We start from the raw sequence: 22724 nt of genomic DNA, 5'->3' as shown, positions 1-22724 counted from the left end.
CTACAGCCCGGACTCGGGCGTACGGACCAGGATGCGGCGGCAGTTCTCGCACCGCATCACCGTGTCCGGGGCCGCCGCCCGCACCTCGTTGAGCTCGGTGATCGCCAGCTCCTGGCGGCAGCCGTCGCAGCGCCGCTGGTAGAGCCGGGCCGCGCCGACGCCGCCCTGCTGCTCGCGCAGCTTGTCGTAGAGCTTCAGCAGGTCGGCGGGGATCGTCCCGGCGATGACCGCGCGCTCCTTGGTGGCGGTCGCCACCTCGGCGTCGATCTCCCCGGCCGCCGTGTCCCGCCGGGCGGTGGCGTCACCGATCTTGGCCTGTAGCGACTCGACGCGGCCGGTCAGCTCGGTCGCCCGCTCCTGTGCGGACTCGCGGCGCTCCATGACCTCCAGGACGACGTCCTCCAGGTCGCTCTGCCGCTTGGCGAGGGAGGCGATCTCGTGCTGGAGGTTCTCCAGGTCCTTCGGAGAGGTGACGGCTCCGGAGTCGAGGCGCTTCTGGTCGCGGGCGGCGCGCTGGCGCACCTGATCCACGTCCTGCTCCGCCTTCGTCTGCTCGCGGGCGGTGTCGCTCTCCTCGGTCTGCGCCGCCACGAGGAGGTCGCGCAGCTGGGTGAGGTCGGCGATCAGGGTGTCGAGCTCGGCGTGCTCGGGGAGCGTCCTGCGCTTGTGGGCGAGTTGTGAGAGCCGGACGTCGAGGGCCTGGACCTCGAGGAGGCGGATCTGGTCGGCGGGCGCGGCGTTCAGCGTGGGGCTCCAGGGGTGGTGGTTGACGGGACGTGAGCGGTGGTGGGCGCGTACGCGGTGGCGGGCGCGTGAGCGGTCCAAGGGTCGGTGACCGTACGGGAGATGTGGGTGCGCAGTCCCCAGCCGTGCCGGTCGGAGATCTCGTCGAGCTGCGCGGCGGCCTGCTCGATCCACGGCCACTCGGTGGCCCAGTGGGCGGCGTCCAGCAGCGCCAGACCGTCCCCGCCGCGGGACATCGCCGCGGCCTGCTGGGCCTCGGAGGCGGGGTGGTGGCGCAGGTCGGCGGTGAGGTACGCGTCGACCCCGGCCGCGCGCACCTCGGCGAAGAGGCTGTCGCCGGAGCCGCCGCAGACGGCGACCGTACGGATCAGCCGGTCCGGGTCGCCCGCGACGCGGATGCCCTGGGCCGTGGCGGGCAGCCGGGCCGCGGCGCGCTCGGCGAAGTCCCGCAGGGCGACGGGGTGGTCCAGCTCGCAGACCCGGCCGAGCCCGCGGCGCCCTGCCGGGTCGGTGGGGTCGGGCACCAGCGGGCCGGTGATCCGCAGGTCGAGGGCGCCGGCGAGGGCGTCGGAGACGCCCGGGTCGGCGCGGTCGGCGTTGGTGTGCGCGACGTGCAGCGCGATGTCGTTCTTGATCAGGGTGTGCACGACCCGGCCTTTGAAGGTGGAGGCCGCGACCGTGGTCGTACCGCGCAGATAGAGCGGGTGGTGGGTGACGAGCAGGCCGGCGCCCAGCTTCACCGCCTCGTCGGCGACTTCCTGCACCGGGTCGACGGCGAACAGAACGCGGCCGACCTCGGCGTCGGGGTCTCCGCAGACCGTGCCGACGGCGTCCCACTGCTCCGCCCGCTCGGGCGGCCAGAGTGCGTCGAGTGCGGCGAGGACGTCGGAGAGTGCGGGCACGGGGGCAAGGGTACTCGGCAGCACACTGATCGGCTTCAGGGAGCTCAATGAGGCTGGGGTAAGACCAGGGCATAACCACATGAGCCGCCTGTCGTTCCACCTTGCGTACCCGCCGCGTGCTCGAAATGCGCGCGGTCCCCGCCGTCGGTGCCACGGTTCAGCCGAGGTGACCGGCCCGGACTCGTCCGCGCTCGTTACCGCTTCCACCCCTCGGGGCCACGCGATGACCCAGGATCCTCAAGAGTTCCAGAGACGCTACCTCCCGGGCCACGACGGGGCCGGGGCCGAGAGGCGGGTCCGGCACACAGCACAGCCGGACTCGACTTCTCAGGCGAATCGGGCAACAGACACACTTACGTGTGAAGCAAGCCGATTTCGGTGTTCGGCAGGGAGTGCGAAAACTACGTTCAGTGGCCGGAGGTGACTGAACGATGACAGCCTGTGCCTTCGATGCCGCGCTCGCCGCAGGTCTCACCGGTGCCCAGGGCACCGCACACCGGCGCCGAGCGGCGTTCACGATCGCCGCGGACGGTTCGTACGGCGCCCGGCTCGCGCTCAGCAGCGAGGCGGGCTGCTGGTTCCCCGAGCGCTGGACGCTCGACGGGCCCGAGCCGTACGCCGTGCCGCTGCCCGCGGCCCAGCCCGAGGAGCCGGACAGCGAGGTGCTGCCCCTGGCCGACGGGCAGGTGCTCATCCGGCGCCGGGTGGCCGGCCGCCACACCCTCTCCCTGCTCTACCCGGCCGGCCCCGGCACCGGCGAACGACCGCTGGGCGCCATCGAATGCGCCGAGCTGTCGCTGCTGCCGCCCGCGCCCGGCGGCTCGTTCGCCTTCGCGCTCGGCCACGGCGAGCGGTCCACCTCGGTGTGGCTGGTGCACGGCGGCGGCTTCGGGCCGCAGCACCTGGCCGAGCTGCCCGGCCGCTGCACGGGCGGCATCTGGCTGGACCGTACGGGCCGGCTGCTCGCCCTCGACCGGCGGCTCGACGGCCGCACCAAGACCGTGGTCGTCGACCTGCGGCGGGGCGGCGAGACCAGCCCGCTGCTGCAGATCACCGACGACAGCGACGACCGGCTGCTGCTGGCCGACCCGGACAGCGGCCTGCTGCTCGTACGGTCCGACGCGCCCGGGGACGAGCGGCTGGGGTGGGGTGTGCTGGGCAGCGCCCGCCCCGTCAGGTTCCCCGACTGCCTGCGGCCCGCCCAGGCCGAGGCGGAGCCCTTCGCGGTGCAGCCGGGACAGGTGCTGACGCCGGAGGCGTGCGCGGTGGCCTTCCGCATCGACGGTCCGGCCGAGCGGCCGTGGGTGGGCCTGTGGCGGCCGGCCGAGCGTCGGTTGCAACAACTCCCGGCGCCTGAGGGCTGGCTGGCGGGCGCGGGTCTGTGGACCCGCGACGGCGAGCTGCGGCTGCCGTACGCGACGGGACAGGTGCCGTGCGGGCTGGCGCGGCTGCGGATGCCGGAGCCGCCGGTGCCGCCGCGGGTGGCGCGGGTCACGCGGGTGGACCGCGTGGTGGGGTCCCTGGATCTGCCGCGGCCCATGGGGCCGGCGGGGCCGGGACGGCCGTCGGCGTCGCCGTCGCCGTCTCTGTCGGCGGGGGCCGCGATCGCGTCGTGGACCCGGGTCGGGGCGGGGGCCGCGGCCCCCGCGGGCGAGACCGGGGTCGAGCCATGGGCCGGGACGGGGTCATGGGCCGGGGTCGAGCAGGAGACCGGCCCCGAGGCGGAGCCCGGCGCCGAAGCAGCGACCGACCCCGAGGCGGCGACGGAACCCCGGCGCGGGGCCGGACCGGGCTCCGGACCGGGCTCCGGACCGGGCTCTGGGACGCCGTCCGGGCCGCCGTCCGGGCCGCCGTCCGGCTCTGAGCGCGGGAGGGAGCGCGTACAGGACCGGGAGCGGGAGCACGTACGGGAGCAGGGGAGCCTCGCCGGACGGGAGCCCGAGCAGGGGCCCGAGCGCCTGCCCGCCCACCGGCTCAGACCCGAGCTCATGCCCGCCCCCGCCCCCGACTCCGCCCCCAGGCCGGAGTCCGGCCTCGCCGCGCGCCCCGTACCACTACAGCAGGCCCCGCTCGCCTCCCGCGACCAGCTCCGCCCGTCCCATCAGCCCCGCCCGCCCCGTCCACCCCGCCCACCCCGTTGGGTCCGAGATCGACGCTCTGGTTAGTCCCCCAGCTACCGCTGGGAGGCGCCCCCTTCTGCGGGGGGCCAGGGCAGCCGCGTTCCGTTCACCCGCGGGGCGTTGGGTGGCACGTATTGACGCGTTGTGACCCTCGTCTTGACGTCGTGGCGAGCCGACTTCGTGGCCGACCTCCCGTGCACCGTACGCAGCGATCTGACGAGGTGACTTCCAAGATGCCCCAAGCCCGCATCCACACGACCGAGCCGCGTCCGCAGCAGGCGGCCGCCGCAGCGGGGGCCGACGACACAGTCCTCGGCAAGCACCGGGGCCGGGCCGCGTCCGAGGACGCCCAGACCCCGCCCCACGGCCGCCACCGCCGCCCCGTCGAGGCGGCGGCCGCGTCCTAAGGGGTCCTCAAGGCGTCCCTCAAGCGTCCTTTGCGACCTGGGGCCCCGCGGCCCCGGGCCCTACGCTCGCTTGAGGCCCAGCACCTCCACCGCCGCGAAGGTCTCCCCGCGCGGCCGTGCGGCGAAGTACGGCGTGAGCAGTCCGTCCAGTTCCTCGAAGGTGAAGGCGTCTTTCGCCGTGTCCAGCTTCGCCGCCACCTTCGGCCGCTCCAGGACGGCGACCATCCCGCCGTGGACGACGAAGACCTGCCCGCTCACGCCCGCCGCCTCCGGGGCCGCCAGATAGCCGACGAGAGGGGCGACGTGCTCGGGCGCGAGCGCGTCGAGGGTTCCGTCGTCGGGGGGTTCGAGGCCTGCGAAGACGTCCTCGGTCATGCGGGTGCGGGCGCGCGGGCAGATGACGTTGGCCGTCACTCCGTACTTGGCGAGCGCCGCCGCCGTGGAGGTCGTCAGCCCGACGATGCCGCCCTTGGCCGCGGCGTAGTTCGGCTGGCCCGCGGAACCGGCGAGAAACGCCTCGGAGGAGGTGTTCACGATCCGGCCGCCGACCGGGCCGCCGTCCGCCGCCTTGGAGCGCTCCCGCCAGTGGGCGGCGGCGAAACGGGTGGTGTTGAAGTGGCCCTTGAGATGGACGCGGATGACGGAGTCCCACTCGTCCTCGGTCATCGAGAAGACCATCCGGTCCCGCAGGATGCCCGCGTTGTTGACCAGGATGTCGAGCGCGCCATAGGTGTCGACCGCGAGCCGCACCAGCTCGGCCGCCTGCTCGAAGTCGGCCACGTCCCCGACGTGGGCCGTGGCCTGTCCGCCGGCCGCCCGGATCTCCTGGGCGACCGCCTCGGCGGGGGCGGCGGACGCCTCGCCCGAGCCGTCGCGTCCGGACCGGCCGAAGTCGTTGACGACGACATTGGCACCCAGCCGAGCCAGCTCGAGCGCCTCGGCGCGGCCGAGGCCCCGCCCGGCGCCCGTGACGATCGCGGTCTTCCCCGCCAGCGGCATGCGCGGCATGAACGTCCTCCCGGGTCTGTGTCCAGATACAGCGGTCCAACCGCCTGAGGTCCAGGGCGCTCAGACCTGGATGCAGGTGCGCAGCGCCTCGCCCGTCCGCATCTGGTCCAGCGCGTCGTTGATCTCGGTGAGCCGTACGCGGTGAGTGATGAGCCCTTCGAGGTCGATCCGGCCCGCCCGCCACAGCGCGACGGCCCGCCGGTACGAGCGGAGCACATCGCCGCCGCCGTACAGCGAGGGCAGGATCCGCTTCTCGTCGAAGAACAGCTCGAACATGCTGAGTTGCAGGAAGTCGTCCAGCGCCCCCGCCCCGACCACGCACAGCGTGCCGCCGCGCCGCGTCGCCTCGTAGGCCGTGCGGGCGGTGGCGGACCTGCCGACGACCTCGAAGACGTAGTCGAAGCCCTCGCCCGACGTGACGCGGTTCTTGGCGTCGTCCAGGCCCTCGGGCGCGACCGCTTCCGTGGCCCCGAAGCGCAGCGCCGCCTGGCGCCGCGGCTCGACCGGATCGACGGCCACGATCTGCGCGGCGCCCACCGCCCGGGCGCCCTGGATCACGCTGATGCCCACGCCGCCGCAGCCGATGACCGCGACCGAGGAGCCCGCCTCGACCTGGGCCGTGTTGAGGGCCGCGCCGAGCCCCGTGGTCACCCCGCAGCCGATGAGGGCCGCGATGTCGTACGGCACATCGTCCGGGATCGGCACGGCGCACTGCGCGGGCAGCACGACCTCTTCGGCGAAGGTGCCGGTCCCGGCGAAGCCGAAGATGTCTTCCGGGGCGCCGCCGGGGCGCTTGAAGTTGGGGGTGCCGGCGTTCATGAAGCCGCTCAGGCACAGGTGGGACTGGCCGCGCTCGCAGGCCGGACACGAGCCGCAGGCGGGCAGCCAGCACACCAGCGCCCGGTCGCCCGCGCTCAGGCCGGTCACCCCCTCCCCCACCTCGACGATCTCGCCCGCGCCCTCGTGCCCGGGGACGAAGGGCCCGGGCTGGGGCAGTACGCCGCTCATGGCGGACAGGTCGGAGTGGCACAGCCCGGTGGCCTTGACGCGCAGCCTGACCTTGCCGGGGCCGAAGCCCACCGCCTCCATGTCGTCAAGGACTTCGAGCTTGTCCTGCCCTATCTCGTGCAGTACGGCTGCGCGCACAGCGGCTCCTCTCGTCCGTTCGTCCGTTCGTCCGTTCGTCCGTGCGAGGTCTGCTTCTCAGTCGTGCTCGGCGGTGTGCTCGGCGGTGTGCTCGACGAGCGTGTCGGTCAGGACCGGCGCGTCGTCCCGCTCGACGGCCGTGGCCAGCACCTGGACGCGGCCCGGCGCGCCGGAGTCCCGCCACATCCGGACGCGCAGCGTCTCGCCGGGGAAGACGACCCCCGCGAACCGCGTGGTGTACGAGCGGACGCGGGCGACGTCCCCGCCCAGGGCGGTGTCCACGACGGCCTTGAGCGCGATCCCGTACGAGCACAGACCGTGCAGGATCGGCCGGTCGAAGCCCGCGACCTTGGCGAACTCGGGATCGGCGTGGAGCGGGTTCCAGTCCCCGGAGAGGCGGTAGAGCAGCGCCTGGTCCTCGCGGATCGCGCGCTCGACGGTCAGGTCGGGTTCGCGGGCGGGGGGCTCGATCCGGTCGGCGGGCCCGCGGTCGCCGCCGAAACCGCCCTCTCCGCGTACGAAGATCCGGGTGTCGCAGGTCCACAGCGGCCCGTCCGCGTCGGCGACGTCGCTGCGCAGCACGATGACCGCGGCCTTGCCCTTGTCGTAGACGGCGGCGACTTTGGACGTCTGGGTGGCGTCCCCGGCGAGCGGGATGGGCCGGTGCAGCTCGATGGTCTGGCCGCCGTGCAGAACGGCGGCGAGGTCGACGTCGACGCCGGGGGCGCTGAGGCCGCCGGCCACCGCCATGCCGCCGCCCGCGACCGTGGCGAAGCTGGGGAGGACATGCAGCTTGCTCTCGAGGGTGTAGCGGAGTTCGTCGGGGTCGGTGGCCGGGATGCCCGCCCCCACGCCGAGGTGGTAGAGCTGGATGTCCTTGTGGCCCCAGGTGAGAGCCGTCGTCCTGGGTTCGGCCGAGACGGCCTTGGCGGCATCGATGGGCATTGCTGAGAGCACTCCTCGCCACGGTCTGGAAGACCCCGGCCCGCCCGTCCGCACCGTCGGCCGCGCCGGGGTCGTAACTGGTCGGCCGCTGCGGGTTCCGCGTACGGACGCGTACGGGCGCGTACGGCAGCCCGCGCGGCGGAGCCGCATATCGATACTGGAACGCGTTCTAGCCGACGGCCCCATGTATAGCCGAATCCCCATGCACTGGGAAGACTGCTGACGGTTTGTCAGATCGGTTGGATCGGCAGGACCGGCCGCCCCGCGCCCGGCCGGGACAAATGTCACAGGACGGGCGCTGACAATCGGATCTGACCAGCTCACCCGCGGCTTCCGTAACCTCGGAGCATGTCTGCAAGAACCTGGCGTCGCACGGATTCCTCGGCTGCCTCGGCCACCCCGGCCACCTCGGATGTCGAGCGCATCGAGCGCCGCAGGCCGCCCGGCCCGCCTGCCTTCCTCTTCTGGCCCTTCATGCTCACGGGGGACGTCAAGGACCTCATCCACGGGAAGACCCCGCTGCCGTGGCTCGGCGCCGCCGGGGTGGCCGCCTTCTGCGCGCTGTACGCCACCACCGTCGTCACCGGCCTCAACAGGCGGCGCCGCCAGACCCCGCTGTGCATCGGCTCGCTCGCCGGGCTGACCGCCCTCACCTACGCCCTGACCATCGGCTACGCGGGCAACTGGCTGCTCTGCTTCGTGCTGCTGTCACTGGCCACCGGCATCGTGGTCCGCGGCCGTCGGCTGGGACTGCTGCTGCTCACGTACTCGGCCTCCGCCGGGGTCATCTCCGGCTGGCGCGGCGGCGCGGACGAGGCGCTGACCGTCGGGTACGGGACGGTCATGTCCGGCCTGGTGACGGCGGCGGTCCTGTCGCTCTTCGAGACCGTCGCCGAGTTGCGCGCGACCCGCCAGGAGCTGGCCCGCACCGCCGTCGAGAAGGAGCGGCTGCGCTTCTCCCGCGACCTGCACGACCTGCTGGGCCACACCATGTCGGTCGTGGTGGTCAAGGCCGAGGCCGTACGCCGCCTGGCCCCGCGCGACCTGGACGCCGCGCTGGGCCAGGCCGCCGACATCGAGGCCGTCGGCCGCCAGGCCCTCACCGAGATCCGGGAGGCCGTCACCGGCTACCGCGAGGGCAGCCTGGCGACCGAGCTGGACCGGGCCCGCTCGCTGCTCGACGCCTCGGGCATCGACTCCGTCGTCCGCCGGTCGGGGCCGCCGCTGCCCCCGCAGGCCGAGGCGCTGCTGGGCTGGGTGGTCCGCGAGGGGGTCACCAATGTGGTGCGGCACAGCAGGGCGAGCCGGTGCGAGATCGAGGTCCTTCAGGAGGCCGATCAGGTGCGTCTGGAGATCGTCGACGACGGAAACGGCGTAGGCTCCCGTTCCGCCGGTACGGCCGTATCCGCCGATACGGCCGGCTCTGCCGGAACGGCCGTGGGAGGCACGGGCCTCAAGGGCCTGGCCGAGCGGCTGGCCGCGGCGGGCGGCTCGTTGGAGGCCGGACCGGCCGGGCGCCGTGGCTTCCGGCTCGCGGCGGCACTTCCGATAGACGGAGAAGCCGGAGAAGCCGGAGAAGACATGGTCAAGGATCCGATGGACGTCAAGGAGGCCCGCACGGCGTGATCAGGCTACTGCTCGCCGAGGACCAGGGCATGATGCGGGGCGCGCTGGCCCTGCTGCTCGGCCTGGAGCCGGACTTCGAGATCGTCGCGCAGGTCGGCGACGGCGACGAGATCGTGCCCCGCGCGCTCGAGACGCGGCCGGACGTGGCCCTCCTCGACATCGAACTCCCGGGCCTCAGCGGCCTGGACGCCGCCGCCGCGCTGCGCCAGGCGCTCCCGGGCTGCCATGTGCTGATCCTGACCACCTTCGGCCGCCCCGGCTATCTGCGCCGCGCGATGGAGGCGGGGGCCTCCGGGTTCCTGGTCAAGGACGGCCCGGTCGAGGAGCTGGCCGTCGCGGTCCGCCGGGTGCTCGCGGGCGAGCGGGTCATCGACCCGGGCCTGGCCGCGGCCGCCCTGAGCGCGGGCCCCAACCCGCTGACGCCGCGTGAGCGTGACGTGCTGACGGCCGCGGTGGACGGGGCGACCGTCGCCGACATCGCCGCCAAGGTCCATCTGTCCCCCGCCACCGTCCGCAACTACCTGTCCTCGGCCATCGGCAAGACCCAGACCCGCAACCGCATGGAGGCGGTGCGGGCGGCGCGCCAGAACGGCTGGCTGTGACGGCGGGCGGCCCCGGGGCGCCCCCCAGGCCGCCCCGGGGCCGCCCGCCCCGTCACCTCAGGTCGGTGATCTTCACCGGCGTCCCCCAACTCGACTTCGTCACGGCCTCCAGCTGCTCCTTCGTCACGGCCGCCGGCACCTTCTTCTTCAGGTCCTCCAGCCGCACGGCGGGCCCCAGCCGCGTCCGCTTCCCCGTGCCGTCGTAGAGGTCGATGAACTTGTCCGGCACCCCGTGGGCCGGGCGCTCGCTCACGATCCAGCGGACGTCGGTGCCCTTCACCGGGACCACCTTCGGCTCATCGGTCGAACCGTCCTTCCAGTGGACCACCACGCGCTCCACCTTCGGCGCCAGCCACGCCAGGCCCACCGGACCGGCCTCGGCGCCCGCGTGCTGATACGAGCCGCCCAGCAGCGTCTCCCCCTTGGCGGGCTTCGGCGACACCCAGTCCGCCATCCTCCGCGGCTTCCCCGTGCCCTCGGTCACCCGGGTGGAGTACCAGGTGACGCCGATGCGCAGGGTCTTCGGATACCCCCCCTCCCACTCGCCGTCCAGCAGCGGATACGCGTCCCCCCGGCGCAGCGCCAGGTCGTACTGGCGGTGCGCCTCCTCCTTCGTCCGCGCGGGCCCGTAGACGGTGACCGAGACCTGCCACCGCTTCCCGTCGACCGTCCCCTTGCCCACCACGGTCGTGACCGGCTCCAGCGCGGCCGGCGCCGACGCCCGGCCGGCGGCCGGCGTCGCCGTCCCTCCCTGGCCGAAGTCGCCGAACTCCCCCAGGCTCAGGCCTCCGGCCACCAGCACGGCCGTGGCCGCCAGGGCGGTGGCCCCCACCCGACGGCGCGTCCTGCGCCGACGGCCGTCGCGGACCACGTCCGGGTAGGGCGCGGGGCCGATGACCACCTCGTCCGCGATCACGGCCAGCCGGCCCGCCACTTCGCCCGCTTCCCGGTCCGGATCCCTCTCGTACTCGGGCTCCACGTACCACGACTCCCTGTTCATCGCACCTCCCCGTGACCCACGGTCACGTCTTCGCGCGTCAGCGCGGCCCGCAGCTTCGTCAGCCCCTTCGCCGCCTGACTCTTGACCGTTCCGACCGAGCAGCCCATGGCGGCCGCCACCTGCGACTCGCTGAGGTCCTCCCAGTAGCGCAGCACCACGGCCTGTCGCTGGCGCGGCGGGAGTTGCGCGAGGGCCTGGCGCAGCATCTCCCGGTCGTCGGCCAGGGCGATCCGGTCCCGGTCGGGCACCTGCCAGTGGGCCGAGTCGCCCGGGCCGATGGACAGGAACTCCTTCAGCCTTCTGCGGTAGCGCCGTGCGTGCTCGTTGACGAGGACGCGGCGCACATAGGCGTCCGGCTCGTCCGCGTCGCGGACCCGCCGCCACGCCACGTAGACCCGGATCAGGGCCGATTGGACCAGGTCCTCGGCCGCGTGCTGTTCGCCGCTGAGCAGGTACGCGGTGCGCAGCAGCCGCGGCCACCGCGTGGTGACGAACTCCCGGAACTCCTCGTCCCGGTCCGCCGTCGTGTTCCCCATGGGCACCTCCTTCGCCTTACGGAGTCCACGAAGGCGGCGAACCGTTGCCCGGCCGCGGAAGAATTCTCAGCCGCGCCTGCGCGGCAGGGCCACGGCCATCAGGATCACGGCGGCGGCGATGATGCCCGACGCCACGGTGAACGCGTGGCTGTACCCGGCCGCCAGCGCCACCGGCCCCGGCCCGTCCCCGCCACTGCCGCCTTCGGTCGTGGAGATGCGCTCGGCGGCGACCGTGGTCAGCACGGTCAGGCCGAGCGCGCCGCCGATCTGACGGCTGGTGTTGACCAGGCCCGCCACCAGCCCGGCCTCGGACGGCGCGGCGCCCGAGGTGGCGGCCGTGGCCAGTGGGGTCATCATCAGGCCGGAGCCGAGCGACATGACGATCGCGGGGCCCAGGACCGTACCGACGAAGGTGCCGTCGGCGTCCATCCGGCTCTGCCAGGCGTAGCCGACGACGGCCATGATCCCGCCGGTCATCGCCAGCGCCTTGCCACTGACCACCGCCATCAGCCGGGGCGCGAGCTTGGAGCCGAGGACGATGGACAGGGTGTGCGGAAGGAAGGCAAGACCGGCCTCGACGGGGCTGAAGTGCAGCACGTTCTGCAAGTAAAGGGACATGAAGTACCACATCGCGAACATGCCGCCGCCGCACACCAGCATCACCGCGTTCGCCGCCCAGACCGCTCTGACGCGGAACAGCCCGAGCGGCATCAGCGGGGCCCGGGTGCGCGCCTCGACGGCGATGAAGACGCCGAGCAGCGCCAGCCCGCCGAGCAGCGGGACGAGCGAGTCGGCGGCGACCCAGCCGTGCCGCTCGGTCTGCACGATGCCGTACGCGAGCGAGGAGACCCCCGTCGTGACGAGGACCGCGCCCGGTACGTCGAGCCGGCGCCCGGCCGCCGCCCGGCTCTCGGCCAGACACACCGCCGCGGCGACCAGCACCAGCGCGCCCACGGGCACATTGACCAGCAGCACCCAGCGCCAGGAGAGGTAGTCGGTGAGCAGCCCGCCGACCAGCCCGCCCGCGGCGCCGCCGCCCGCGCCGACCGCCGTCCAGGTGCCGATGGCCCGGGTGCGGGCCGCGCCGCCCGGGAAGGTGGTGGTGAGGATGGTGAGGGTGGCCGGGGAGAGCACGGCCGCGCCCAGGCCCTGGGCGGCCCGGGCGGCGACCAACTGCCAGGGCTCCCGGGCGAGTCCGCCTGCCAGGCTGGCGGCGGTGAACAGGCCGAGGCCGACGAGGAAGGCGCGCTTGCGCCCGAAGAGGTCGGCGGCCCGGCCGCCGAGCAGCAGGAATCCGGCGAAGGTGAGCGCGTAGGCGTTGACCACCCACTGCAACGCGGTCTCGCCGAGCCCGAGGTCCGTACGCATCGACGGCAGCGCGACATTGACCACCGACACGTCCAGGACGACCAGGAACTGCCCCGCGCACGCGGCCAGCAGCACCGCCCAGGCCGGTGGGGTGACACGAGGTGCGGCGGATGAGTTATCCGTGGTGGAGGGGGTGTGGGCGGCCATGGCCGTGATGCTTGCACCGACCCCTGCATGCTGCATCGTATTTTTGTCGTACCTACGGCAGCTGTTGGGTGTAGGTCTCACGCAGTAGGCGCACACCGCCGGACGCGAGCCGGGGCGCGCACTACGCGGGCGCCGGGTCGCGAGGCAGCCCCAGCATCCGCTCCGCGACGACGTTCAGCTGCACCTGCGTCGTACCACCGGCGATGGTCAGGCAGCGGGACATGAGAAAGCCGTGCAGCGCCCGCTCCCCCGCGCCCTCGCGCACCGCGCCCGCCGGGCCCAGCAGCTCCAGGGCCAGCTCGGCGACCTTCTGCTGGTGCGCGGTCTGGATGAGCTTGCGGACGCTCGCGCCGGCCCCCGGCTCCACGCCGGAGACCTGCCGCAAGGTGGTGCGCAGCCCCAGGCAGGCCAGCGCGTGCGCCTCGGCCGCCAGCGCCCCGACCCGCTCCCGCACCCAGTGGTCGACGCGGTCGGTGTTATCGGCGTTGTCGGCCGTGCGCGCGATCAGGGCCTCCAAGCCGGTGTCGAAGGTCAGCTGGTCGGCCATGTGGACGCGCTCGTTGCCGAGCGTGTTGCGGGCCACCGCCCAGCCGCCGTCCACCTCGCCCACCACCGCGTCGTGCGGCAGCAGCACGTCGTCCAGATAGACCTCGTTGAAGAGCGACTCCCCGGTGATCTCCCGCAGCGGACGGATGTCGATCCCGGCGGTCCGCTCCATGTCGACAAGGAAGTAGGTGAGCCCCTTGTGCTTGGGCGCCCGTGGGTTCGTACGGGCCAGCAGGATGCCGTGGTGCGCCCGCCGCGCCCCCGACGTCCACACCTTCTGCCCGCTGACCCGCCACCCCTCCCCGGTCCGCTCGGCCTTCGTGCGCAGCGCCGCCAGGTCGGACCCCGCCTCCGGCTCGGAGAACAGCTGGCACCACCGCAGCTCGCCGCGGAGCGTCGGCAGCAGATAGCGCTCCCGCTGCTCCGGCGTCCCGTACGCGATGAGCGAGGGCACGACCCAGGTGGCGACCCCCAGGTCGCTCAGGACCACCCCCGCGTCGGCCAGCTCCCGCTGCACCGCGAGCTGTTGTACGGGGCCGGCACCGAGCCCGTACGGGGCCGGCAGATGCGGGGCGGCGTGACCGGTGGGCGCGAGGGCGCGGCGGGCGGCGCCGGGGTCCAGGCCGCGCGCCGCCTCGATCACGGCGCGCGCCTGCGTCCGGTACCGCTCGTAGTCCCGGCGGACCTCCCCCTCGGCCGGGAGCTCGAGCCGCAGCTCACGCCGCGCGCCCGCGGCGGCGAGCCGGGCGGCCCGCAGCCGGTGCGCGCCGCCCGTGCCGAGCAGGGCCCGCGCGGCGGTCGCGCGGCGGAGGTGGAGGTGGGCGTCGTGCTCCCAGGTGAAGCCGATCCCGCCGAGGATCTGGATGCAGTCCTTGGCGCACCCGTGGGCGGCGTCGAGCGCGGTGGCGGCGGCGAGCGCGGCGGTCAGGGCGCGCGGGCCCGGCCGCTCGCGCGCCGCCGGCTCCGCGTGGGCCGGCTCCGCGTGCGCCGGCTCCGCGTGCGCCGACGGCTCGTCGCCCGCCGCGCGGGCCGCGTCCCAGGTGAGGGCGCGCGCCTGCTCGACGCGTACGAGCATGTCGGCGCACAGGTGCTTGACGGCCTGGAACTGGCCGATGGGCCGCCCGAACTGCTCGCGCGTCCTGGCGTGCGCGACCGCGGTCTCCAGGGCCCACGCCGCCGTCCCGCACGCCTCGGCCGCGAAGAGCACCGCGGCCAGGTCCCGCACCAGCCCCGGGTCCACGGCGAGCGCCCGGTCGGCGGCGACGGCCGTACGCGAGGCCCTCACCTCGGCGGTGGGGCGGGTCGGGTCGGCGCTGTCGTGGGCGCGGATCTCCAGGTCGCGGGCGTCGACGGCGAACCACGCCGTGCCGTCGTCGGCGGTCGTGGCGGCCAGCACGACGAGGTCGGCGTCGGCCGCGCCGAGCACGGGCGGCGCGCACCCGTCCAACACCCAGCCCCGCACCCCGCCGGCCGCCGCATCGGCCGCCGCATCGGCCGCCGCCCCGCCGGTCGGCACCCCGCCAGCCCGCGCCCCGCCGGTACCCGCCCCGCCAGCCGCCGCCCCACCCGTCGCCGCCGCAGGTGTGGCGGTGAGCGATCCGGTGCCCAGGGCGACCGCGCCGACGCGCGTGCCCTCGGCGAGCGCGGCGGTCAACTCGCCCTGCCCCGCGCGTGCCAGCACCGCCGAGGCCAGCACGGTCGGCAGATACGGCCCGGGGAGGACCGCCCGCCCGGTCTCCTCCAGGACGACGGCGAGGTCGAGCAGCCGGCCGCCGCCCCCTCCGTACGCCTCCGGCAGGTGCGGCCCGAGCAGCCCCTGCTCAACCAGCCCGTCCCAGTAGGCGGGCCGCCCCGAGCCGCCCGCGGGGGCGTCCAGCAGCTTGCGCACCTCCTCGGGTGGCACGGCCCGCGCGGCCCAGCCCCGCACCGCGCGCGCCAGTTCCCGCTGGTCTTCCGTGATGGCGATGCCCATGGAGCACCTCTCTCGGATCTCGGAACTCTCGCCCTGCCTGCCGGTATCCAATCTGACGGATAGTCAGAAATGAGGGAAGACCGGCGGGGAGGCCGGAGGGACGCCGCTCAGGCCGCCGGCTCAGCGGCGGTGTCCACACCGTCCCCGGTATCGACGGCGTCCGCGGACCCCGCCAGCCAGGGCATCCGGCGGACGAGGACGCCGCGGAGCCTGGTGAGCGACGCGATCCGCTCCTCCAGCTCGGCCACCCGCTGCGCGCCGACGCCATAGCCGTCGGCGCACTTCGGCGAGTAGGTGAACACCTCGGGCAGGTTGTCGTCGAGGTAGGCCACGAAGGACTTCACATCCTCGACGGTGAACCCGGAGGCCAGCAGGTCGCGGATGTTGCGGACCCGGGTCATCGCGCCCGGCCCGTACACGCGGTAGCCGTTGCCCGTCCGCTCGGACTCCAGCAGGCCCTGCGCCTCGTAGTAGCGCAGGGCGCGGGTCGTGGCCCCCGTCCGCGTCGCCAGTTCCCCGATCAGCATCGCCGCCACCTCCGCACCCACCCTAGTGCCGAGCTCTCCCGGCATTCGCCGAGGTCAACTTCCGAGCCGGACCACCGTCTTCCCGGTGTACGCGCCGCCGACCATGTCCAGGAGCGTCCGCGGCGCCTCGGCCAGTCCGTCGATCACCGTCTCCTCGTAGACGACGGCCCCGTCGCGCAGCCAGGCGCGGAACTGCGGGCCGAACTCCGCGGCGCGCTCCAGGTGGTCGCCCATCGTGAAGCCGCGGATGGTCAGCCGCTTGCCGAGGACGGCGAGCAGATCGCCGGGCCCGTCGTCGGGGCGGGCCGTGCTCTGCCGGTTGAGGGCTCCGCAGACGGCGATGCGTCCGTGCACGTTCATGACCTCGATCGCGGCGCGCAGCTGCTCGCCGCCCACGTTGTCGAAGTAGACGTCGATGCCGTCGGGGGCCACCTCGCGCAGCCGGTCGACGACCGGCCCGTCGTGGTAGTCGAACGCCGCGTCGAAACCGAGCTTCCCGGTCAGATGGGCGACCTTCTCGGGCGACCCGGCGCTGCCGATCACCCGGGCCGCGCCCTTGAGCCGGGCGATCTGCCCGGCCATGCTCCCGGTCGCCCCGGCCGCGCTGGAGACGAAGACGGTGTCGCCGGGGCGCAGCCGCGCCGCGTCCATGAGCCCGACGTAGGCGACCAGCCCGAAGCTCAGATGGGTGGAGGGGGTCGGATAGGCGTCCTTGTCGACTCGGCGGTACGCCCCGGCCGGGGCCAGGGCGTACTCCCGCCAGCCCATCCGGTGCACGACCAGGTCGCCCTCGCCCAGGGACGGGTCCGCCGAGGCGACCACCTCGCCGACGGCGTCCCCGTACATCACCTCGCCGACCTCGTAGCGCGGCATCGGCAGGCCGGACTCGCCCGTCATCAGCATGAGCATGCCGGGGTCGAGCGACATGAAGAGATTGCGGACCAGCACCTGGCCCGGCGCCGGATCAGGAACGGCCACCTCGGCGAGCTCGAAGTCGCCGAGCGCGGGAAGCCCGTCGGGCCGGGCGGCGAGCCGGACCTCCAGCCCCGTGCGGGGGCCACGGCGGGAGGGGCCGGACTCAGAGGGGCCGGACTCGGAGGGGCCGGACTCAACAGACAGGGCAGTGCCCTTCGAAGCTGTGATCATGCCGGCGACGCTAAGGATTGACCCATGGGTCAAGGTCAAGCCCGGCCGCCACCACCCCCGCCGCCCCGCCGCAGGTCCGTACGGCACGATGTCCGGGTGACCCAGCCTGCCTCAGCTCCCGCCGGAACCCCCACCGAGACCCCCGACGCCCCCACGCTCGCCGCCTTCCAGGCCGCGAAGGGCTTCATGCCCGTGGACGAGGGTCTCGCCCTGTACGCCGCCGCTGTCGGCGCGGCCGCCGCGCTGCGGCTGCCGCTCCTCGAGGTCGGCACGTACTGCGGCCGCTCCACGATCCTGCTGGCCGCCGCCGCCCGCGCGGCGGGCACGGTCGCGGTCACCGTCGACCACCACCGCGGCTCCGAGGAGCAGCAGCCCGGCTGGGAGTACCACGACCCGGAGGTCGTCGACCCCGAGGTCGGCCGGATGGACACCCTGCCGACCTTCCGCCGCACCCTCCACGCCGCCGGTCTCGAAGACCACGTGATCGCCGTCGTCGGCCGGTCCCCGCAGGTCGCGGCCGTATGGGGCGGGCCGGTCGGCCTGGTGTTCATCGACGGCGGCCACACCGACGAGCACGCGACGGCCGACTACGAGGGCTGGGCCCCGCAGCTGGCCCCCGGCGGGCTCCTCGTGATCCACGACGTGTTCCCCGACCCGGCCGACGGCGGCCGGGCCCCGTACCGGATCTACCGCCGCGCGCTCGCCTCCGGCGCCTTCGCCGAGGTGTCCGTGACCGGCTCGCTGCGCGTGCTGCGCCGTACGGGCGGAGACGCGGCCGGCTGACCTTCCCCTGCCCCGCCCCGGAAGCCCCGCCTGCGCGACCGCCTTCGTGACCCGGCCGCGCCCGCTGACCCCGCACGGCTACCATCGCCCGAGTGTCGAACGGAAGCTTTCCTCCCAGCCCCGGCCGCCGCGGCGGCACTCTCGCCGTCGTGCTGACCGCGCTGGTGCCCGCCTGTCTCATCGGCTGGCTGGTCTGGGATTCCATGGGCGAGCAGAAGAGCGGCGGCACCGGCTCCCTGCCGACCGCCGACAGCACCTCGATCGCCCCGCCCGCAACCGGTGGCCCGTCGAGCGCGGCCACAAGACGTCCGAAGGACGACTCCGGTCGGCCGCTCGCCGGCAAGGTCGTGGTCATCGACCCCGGCCACAATCCACACAACCGCGATCACTCCTCCGAAATCGCCCGCAGCGTCGACATCGGCACGGCGAAGAAGGAGTGCGACACCACCGGCACGGCCACCAACTCCGGCTATTCCGAGGCGTCCTTCACCCTCGACGTCTCACGCCGCGTGCGCACCCTGCTCCAAGACCGGGGCGCCAAGGTCGTCTTCACCCAGGACGGCGACCGGCCGTTCGGGCCCTGCGTGGACGAGCGGGCGGAGATCGGCAACAAGGCGCACGCCGACGCGGTCGTCTCCGTGCACGCGGACGGCGCGGCCGCCGGGCAGCGTGGCTTCCATGTCATCCTGCCCGCCTCCGTGCGCGGCGGCGGGGCCGACACCTCGTCGATCACCGGCCCCTCCCGCCGCCTCGGCAAGCGGCTGGTCACGGACTTCAGCGAGGCGACCGGAGCCGCGCCCGCCAACTACATGGGGGACGGCACGGGTCTGAAAGTGCGCGACGACCTCGGCGGACTCAATCTCTCGACCGTTCCGAAGGTGTTCATCGAGTGCGGCAATATGCGTGACCCGAAGGACGCCGCACAACTGACCGACGCGGCGTGGCGGGAGCGCGCCGCGCGGGGGATCGCACAGGGCATTACGGACTTCTTGAACGGATAACGCAACAACTCCCCGAACAGCAGGTCACGACCGGGACACCGATCGGACACCCCTGCTCACCGGCGGCAGATTCACCCGTACGATGGTGCACCACCCCCGACGCCTTCGCGCCATGCGCCCGGCGGCTGCCGTCCGTACAGACTAAACCGACAAAGGACCTCTACGTTGAACATCCGCTCCCTCACTCGAGGCGACGGCGTGGTGATCGGAGCAGCGGTGTTGCTGTTCATCGCCTCGTTCCTCGACTTCTACTCCGCTGACGACTGCGGCGATTTCTGTGACAAGCTCGACCTGCCGAACGCGTGGGACACGGACGCGTACTTCGTCATCCTTCCGTCGGTGTTCCTGGCCGGCCTGATCGGCGCGGGGCTCGTCGTCGCCGGCCGCTTCCAGCCCGAGACCCGCAAGGTCAGCGGGCTCACCCTCGGCCAGTGGGGCGCCGGGTTCGTGGTGGCCTCCGCCTGGGGCTCGCTCTGGACGCTCTTCCTCGTCCCCGACCGCGGCAGCATGGGCGCCGGCTCGATCATCTCGCTGCTGGCCACCCTCGCCATGGCGGCGGCCGTCATCCTGACCCCGCGCCTGCCCGCGCTCCAGGCCCCGCTGATGAGCGCCGCCGGCCCGGCGGCCCCGTCCCCGTACGGCGCCCCCGCCCCGCAGCCCGGTTACGGCTACCCGGGCCCGGGTGCCGCGCAGCCCGGCGCCCCGGCTCCGTACGGTGCGCAGCCCGGTCAGCCGGCCCAGCCGTTCGGCGCCCAGCCGGGCCCGAGCCAGCCGGCCCCGCCGGCCGCGAGCGGTTCGGACTTCACTCCGTTCTGGTTCGCGGTGCCGGTGGCCCGCCCGCTGTACGCGGAGGACGGCTCCTCGTCGACCATCGCCGAGCTGGCCCCCGGTACCTGGTACCTCGCGGTGGAGCAGCGCGGTCAGGCGCTGGTCGCCCAGACGCAGGACGGCCGCCGCGGCGTGCTGCAGGACACCACGGGGATCCAGCGCGGCTGACACCGCCCACGCGAGCCACACGCTCGACTCGGCTCGCTGATCGCCACAGCTACGGCCCCCCGCCCGGTCAAGGGCGGGGGGCCGTTGCCTTTCCCGGGTCCGGCCCGTACAGTCCGCCGCATCACCTGACACACCGTCAGCCGTCATGCGACACGGGATGGAGGGATGCCATGCGGCTCGGACTGGCGCTCGGCTACTGGGGCCGCGGCCCCGACCCCCGCCACCTGGAACTCGCCCGGCAGGCCGAGCGGTTCGGCTATCACTCCGTATGGACGGCCGAGTCCTGGGGTTCGGACGCCTTCACCCCGCTCACCTGGATCGCCGCCCACACCACCCGCGTCAAGCTGGGCACGGCCGTCGCACAGATGGCGGCCCGCACCCCCACCGCCACCGCGATGCACGCCCTCACCCTCGACCACCTCTCCGGCGGCCGGATGATGCTCGGCCTCGGGCTGTCCGGACCGCAGGTCGTCGAGGGCTGGTACGGGCGGCCGTTCCCGAAGAGCCCGCTGACCGCCACCCGCGAGTATGTGGAGGTCATCCGCCAAGTGCTGCGCCGGGAGGCCCCGGTGCGGCTGGACGGGCGCTTCCATCCGCACCCGTACGCCGGGCCGGACGCCGGCGGCCTCGGCAAGCCGCTCAAGCCGATCGTCCACCCGCTCCGCGCCGATCTGCCCGTGCTCCTCGGCGCGGAGGGCCCCAAGAACATCGCGCAGACGGTGCGGATCGCCGACGGCTGGCTGCCGCTGTACTGGTCGCCAGGGCGCACGGAGCTGTACGAGGCGGCGCTCGCCGAGGCGCCCGAGGGATTCGTGGTGGCGCCCATGGCCCAGGCCCGGGTCTGCGCGGACGTCGCCGAGGGGCTGCTGCCGGTAAAGGCGATGCTCGGCTTCTACATCGGCGGCATGGGCCACTCGGCACGTAACTTCCACGCCGACCTGATGGGGCGCATGGGCTACGAGGCGGAGGCGCGACGGGTCCAGGAGCTCTTCCTCGCGGGCCGCCGCACGGAGGCGGTCCAGGCGGTGCCGGACGCCTTCGCGGACGAGATCTCGCTGGTCGGTCCGCGCGAGCGGATCGCGGAGCGGCTGGAGCTGTGGCGCAAGGGCCCGGTGACCGACCTGCTGGTGACCGCGCCGGACCCGGAGACCCTGCAGACGCTGGCCGAACTCAACGGCTGAGCAAGAACTTGAGGCGCGCGGCAGCGGGTCCCGACACCGGCCGGGCCCGACACCGCGGCCCGACACCGGCCGGGCCCGAGGCCGCAGCCCGACGCCGCGGCCCGACGCTCAGGGAACTACCCGCAGCAGTCCGAGTCCAGCCCGCGCGGCAGCCGCTCCCCGCCGAAGACCGCCGTGGTCGCCTCGTCCCCGCCGAGCGCGGCCGCCGCCAGCAGCAGCGAGCCCGCGGTCCAGGTTGTGCGCTCCTCGGGCCAGACGGCGTCGTCCTCGAAGACGTAGCCCGTCCAGTACATCCCGTCCTCCGCGCGCAGCGGGGACTGGATCCACTGAAGTATCTCCACCGCCCGGTCGGACTCCCCCATCGCCCAGAGCGCGAGGGCCAGTTCGCAGCTCTCGCCGCCGGTGATCCAGGGGTTGGTGGACAGGCAGCGCACGCCCAGGCCGGGGACGACGAAGCGGTCCCAGTCCGCCTCGATGCGCTCCTTGGCCGCGGCGCCGGTGAGGGCCCCGCCGAGCACCGGGTAGTACCAGTCCATCGAGTAGTGGTCCTTGTTGAGGAACCGCTCGGGGTGGTGGCGGATGGCGTGCCCCAGCAGCCCCGCCGACAGCTCCCAGTCCGGCTGGGGCTCCTCGCGGTGCTCCGCGATGGCCAGGGCGCAGCGCAGCGCCTGGTAGACGGAGGAGGAGCCGGTGAGCAGGGCGTCGGTGGCCGCGGAGCCGTCGGCCTCGCGCCGCCAGCCGATCTGTCCGCCGGGCTGCTGCAGGCCGAGGACGAACTCGACGGCGGCGACGACGGTCGGCCAGCTGCGGTCCAGGAAGGCGTCGTCGCCGGTGGCCAGGTAGTGGTGCCAGACGCCGACGGCGACGTACGCGCAGAAGTTGCTCTCCCGGCCGGGGTCGGCGGGGTGCGCGGCGTCGACGCCGCTCGCGGTGTCCCGGTAGGCGGCGTACCAGGAGCCGTCGGGGTTCTGGTGGCGGGCCAGCCACTCGTACGCGGCCTCGGCGCGCTCCCGCTCGCCCGCCGCGTCCAGCGCCATCGCGGCCTCGATGTGGTCCCACGGGTCGAGGTGGTGGCCGCGGAACCACGGGATGGCTCCGTCGCCGCGCTGGACGGCGGCGATGCCCGCCACCGTCCGCGTGGCCTGTTCCGCGGTCAGCACACCGGGCAGGACGAGGCGTTCGGTGCGGCCGGGCCCGGGGCCGAAGGCCGTCACGCCTCCCCCTGGGAGGGGGTGTGCGGCTTGGTCGCGTACGCCACGAAGCTCTTGCCGATGACCGGGTTCAGGGCCCGTTCGGCGACCCGGGTGGCCAGGGGCTTCTTCATGATGTCCCAGACCAGCAGCTTGTGGTACGCCCGGACGGGCAGGGCCTTGTCGTTGTCCACCCCGAAGGCGCACTTGAGCCACCAGTAGGGGCTGTGCAGCGCGTGGGCGTGGTGGGTGCCGAAGGGGCGCAGCCCGGCCTCGCGCATCTTGGCGAGGAGTTCGTCCGCGCGGTAGATGCGGATGTGGCCGCCTTCGACCTCGTGGTACGCGTCGGACAGCGTCCAGCAGACCTTCTCCGGCCCGTAGCGCGGCACGGTGACCGCGATCCGGCCGCCGGGCCGCAGCACCCGCACCATCTCGGCCAGCACGCCCTTGTCGTCGGGTATGTGCTCCATCACCTCGGAGATGATGACGACGTCGAAGCTGTCGTCGGGGAAGGGCAGGGCCAGCGCGTCGCCCTCCATGGCGGTGGCCGTCGCGCCCCTGGGGGCCTCGCCCGCCTCCTTCATGGCGGCGAACCACTTGGCGACTTCCCGTATCTCCTCGCCGTTGCGGTCGAGGGCGACGACCCGCGCGCCGCGCCGGTAACACTCGAAGGCGTGCCGGCCGGCGCCGCAGCCCAGGTCGAGGACGCGATCGCCGGGGGCGAGCGGGAAGCGGGAGAAATCGACGGTCAGCACGGTGGTCTGCCTTCTGATCAGTGGGATTCCGGCGGATCGGGCTGCGGGTGTTGGGCGGGGCTGCGGGGCGGTCGGA

General features: G+C 73.9%; 21 protein-coding genes. 8 read left to right on the top strand and 13 right to left on the bottom strand.

The window, feature by feature from the left end; translation table 11 throughout:
• Both ACWY4P_RS38135 and ACWY4P_RS38130 read right to left on the bottom strand, forming a co-directional pair.
• Positions 1–744 carry a zinc ribbon domain-containing protein gene (locus ACWY4P_RS38135; protein WP_456213197.1) on the bottom strand — a complete coding sequence of 248 codons (744 nt, stop codon included), beginning with the start codon at positions 742–744 and terminating at the stop codon, positions 1–3.
• Entirely contained in the window at positions 741–1646 is a 906-nt protein-coding gene (locus tag ACWY4P_RS38130) for a Nif3-like dinuclear metal center hexameric protein (RefSeq protein ID WP_456205118.1), read from the bottom strand. Before ACWY4P_RS38130 ends, ACWY4P_RS38135 begins: the two co-directional genes overlap by 4 nt.
• A gap of 431 nt (positions 1647–2077) precedes the next feature.
• Here ACWY4P_RS38130 and ACWY4P_RS38125 point away from each other — a divergent pair, with 431 nt between their 5' ends.
• Together ACWY4P_RS38125 and ACWY4P_RS38120 are read left to right on the top strand one after the other, a co-directional pair.
• Positions 2078–3811 (top strand): hypothetical protein, encoded by a 1734-nt coding sequence (locus ACWY4P_RS38125; RefSeq protein WP_456205117.1) that lies wholly within the window; start codon positions 2078–2080, stop codon positions 3809–3811.
• 188 nt (positions 3812–3999) lie between these two features.
• Complete coding sequence (locus ACWY4P_RS38120; RefSeq protein WP_456205116.1) at positions 4000–4173, top strand: hypothetical protein; 174 nt, start codon at positions 4000–4002, stop codon at positions 4171–4173.
• Between the two features lie 60 nt (positions 4174–4233).
• Here ACWY4P_RS38120 and ACWY4P_RS38115 read toward each other — a convergent pair whose 3' ends face one another.
• The 3 genes from ACWY4P_RS38115 to ACWY4P_RS38105 form a co-directional block, all read right to left on the bottom strand.
• Entirely contained in the window at positions 4234–5172 is a 939-nt protein-coding gene (locus tag ACWY4P_RS38115) for a 3-oxoacyl-ACP reductase (protein WP_456213196.1), read from the bottom strand.
• A gap of 69 nt (positions 5173–5241) precedes the next feature.
• Positions 5242–6327, bottom strand: coding sequence for a Zn-dependent alcohol dehydrogenase (locus tag ACWY4P_RS38110; protein WP_456205115.1), 1086 nt, complete (start codon positions 6325–6327; stop codon positions 5242–5244).
• 57 nt (positions 6328–6384) lie between these two features.
• On the bottom strand, positions 6385–7272 hold the full coding sequence (locus tag ACWY4P_RS38105; protein ID WP_456205114.1) for a MaoC/PaaZ C-terminal domain-containing protein: 888 nt from the start codon (positions 7270–7272) through the stop codon (positions 6385–6387).
• Positions 7273–7620: 348 nt separating this feature from the next.
• Here ACWY4P_RS38105 and ACWY4P_RS38100 point away from each other — a divergent pair, with 348 nt between their 5' ends.
• Both ACWY4P_RS38100 and ACWY4P_RS38095 read left to right on the top strand, forming a co-directional pair.
• Positions 7621–8898, top strand: a complete 1278-nt coding sequence (locus ACWY4P_RS38100) for a sensor histidine kinase (RefSeq protein WP_456205113.1) — start codon at positions 7621–7623, stop codon at positions 8896–8898.
• A complete protein-coding gene (locus ACWY4P_RS38095; RefSeq protein WP_456205112.1) occupies positions 8895–9500 on the top strand; it encodes a response regulator in 606 nt (201 codons plus the stop codon). Before ACWY4P_RS38100 ends, ACWY4P_RS38095 begins: the two co-directional genes overlap by 4 nt.
• A 52-nt stretch (positions 9501–9552) precedes the next feature.
• Here ACWY4P_RS38095 and ACWY4P_RS38090 read toward each other — a convergent pair whose 3' ends face one another.
• From ACWY4P_RS38090 to ACWY4P_RS38065, 6 genes are all read right to left on the bottom strand, one after another.
• On the bottom strand, positions 9553–10500 hold the full coding sequence (locus tag ACWY4P_RS38090; RefSeq protein ID WP_456205111.1) for a hypothetical protein: 948 nt from the start codon (positions 10498–10500) through the stop codon (positions 9553–9555).
• Positions 10497–11036 carry a SigE family RNA polymerase sigma factor gene (locus ACWY4P_RS38085; RefSeq protein ID WP_456205110.1) on the bottom strand — a complete coding sequence of 180 codons (540 nt, stop codon included), beginning with the start codon at positions 11034–11036 and terminating at the stop codon, positions 10497–10499. The genes ACWY4P_RS38090 and ACWY4P_RS38085 overlap by 4 nt, the downstream gene beginning before the upstream one ends.
• 66 nt (positions 11037–11102) lie before the next feature.
• Positions 11103–12551, bottom strand: a complete 1449-nt coding sequence (locus ACWY4P_RS38080) for an MFS transporter (RefSeq protein ID WP_456205109.1) — start codon at positions 12549–12551, stop codon at positions 11103–11105.
• A 121-nt stretch (positions 12552–12672) separates the two neighbouring features.
• Positions 12673–15069 (bottom strand): acyl-CoA dehydrogenase, encoded by a 2397-nt coding sequence (locus ACWY4P_RS38075; RefSeq protein WP_456205108.1) that lies wholly within the window; start codon positions 15067–15069, stop codon positions 12673–12675.
• Positions 15070–15176: 107 nt separating this feature from the next.
• A complete protein-coding gene (locus ACWY4P_RS38070) occupies positions 15177–15596 on the bottom strand; it encodes a MerR family transcriptional regulator (RefSeq protein ID WP_456205107.1) in 420 nt (139 codons plus the stop codon).
• Between the two features lie 54 nt (positions 15597–15650).
• Entirely contained in the window at positions 15651–16742 is a 1092-nt protein-coding gene (locus ACWY4P_RS38065; RefSeq protein WP_456205106.1) for an NADP-dependent oxidoreductase, read from the bottom strand.
• Between the two features lie 186 nt (positions 16743–16928).
• Between ACWY4P_RS38065 and ACWY4P_RS38060 the strand changes: the two genes are divergently transcribed.
• The 4 genes from ACWY4P_RS38060 (at position 16929) to ACWY4P_RS38045 (ending at position 20703) form a co-directional block, all read left to right on the top strand.
• Positions 16929–17525, top strand: a complete 597-nt coding sequence (locus ACWY4P_RS38060) for a class I SAM-dependent methyltransferase (protein ID WP_456213195.1) — start codon at positions 16929–16931, stop codon at positions 17523–17525.
• 92 nt (positions 17526–17617) lie between these two features.
• On the top strand, positions 17618–18526 hold the full coding sequence (locus tag ACWY4P_RS38055) for an N-acetylmuramoyl-L-alanine amidase (protein ID WP_456205105.1): 909 nt from the start codon (positions 17618–17620) through the stop codon (positions 18524–18526).
• Positions 18527–18691: 165 nt separating this feature from the next.
• Positions 18692–19522, top strand: coding sequence for a hypothetical protein (locus ACWY4P_RS38050; protein WP_456205104.1), 831 nt, complete (start codon positions 18692–18694; stop codon positions 19520–19522).
• 170 nt (positions 19523–19692) lie between these two features.
• Positions 19693–20703 (top strand): LLM class F420-dependent oxidoreductase, encoded by a 1011-nt coding sequence (locus ACWY4P_RS38045; protein ID WP_456205103.1) that lies wholly within the window; start codon positions 19693–19695, stop codon positions 20701–20703.
• 116 nt (positions 20704–20819) lie between these two features.
• Here the strand turns inward: ACWY4P_RS38045 and ACWY4P_RS38040 are convergent, their stop codons facing one another.
• Both ACWY4P_RS38040 and ACWY4P_RS38035 read right to left on the bottom strand, forming a co-directional pair.
• Entirely contained in the window at positions 20820–21917 is a 1098-nt protein-coding gene (locus ACWY4P_RS38040) for a prenyltransferase (protein WP_456205102.1), read from the bottom strand.
• Positions 21914–22648 carry a methyltransferase domain-containing protein gene (locus ACWY4P_RS38035; protein WP_456205101.1) on the bottom strand — a complete coding sequence of 245 codons (735 nt, stop codon included), beginning with the start codon at positions 22646–22648 and terminating at the stop codon, positions 21914–21916. The genes ACWY4P_RS38040 and ACWY4P_RS38035 overlap by 4 nt, the downstream gene beginning before the upstream one ends.
• Positions 22649–22724: the final 76 nt, after the last annotated feature.

It is taken from the genome of Streptomyces sp. LZ34 (genome assembly GCF_053890475.1).
The sequence above is the reverse complement of the archived record's forward strand: the minus strand, read 5'-3'. Positions and strand labels throughout refer to the sequence as shown.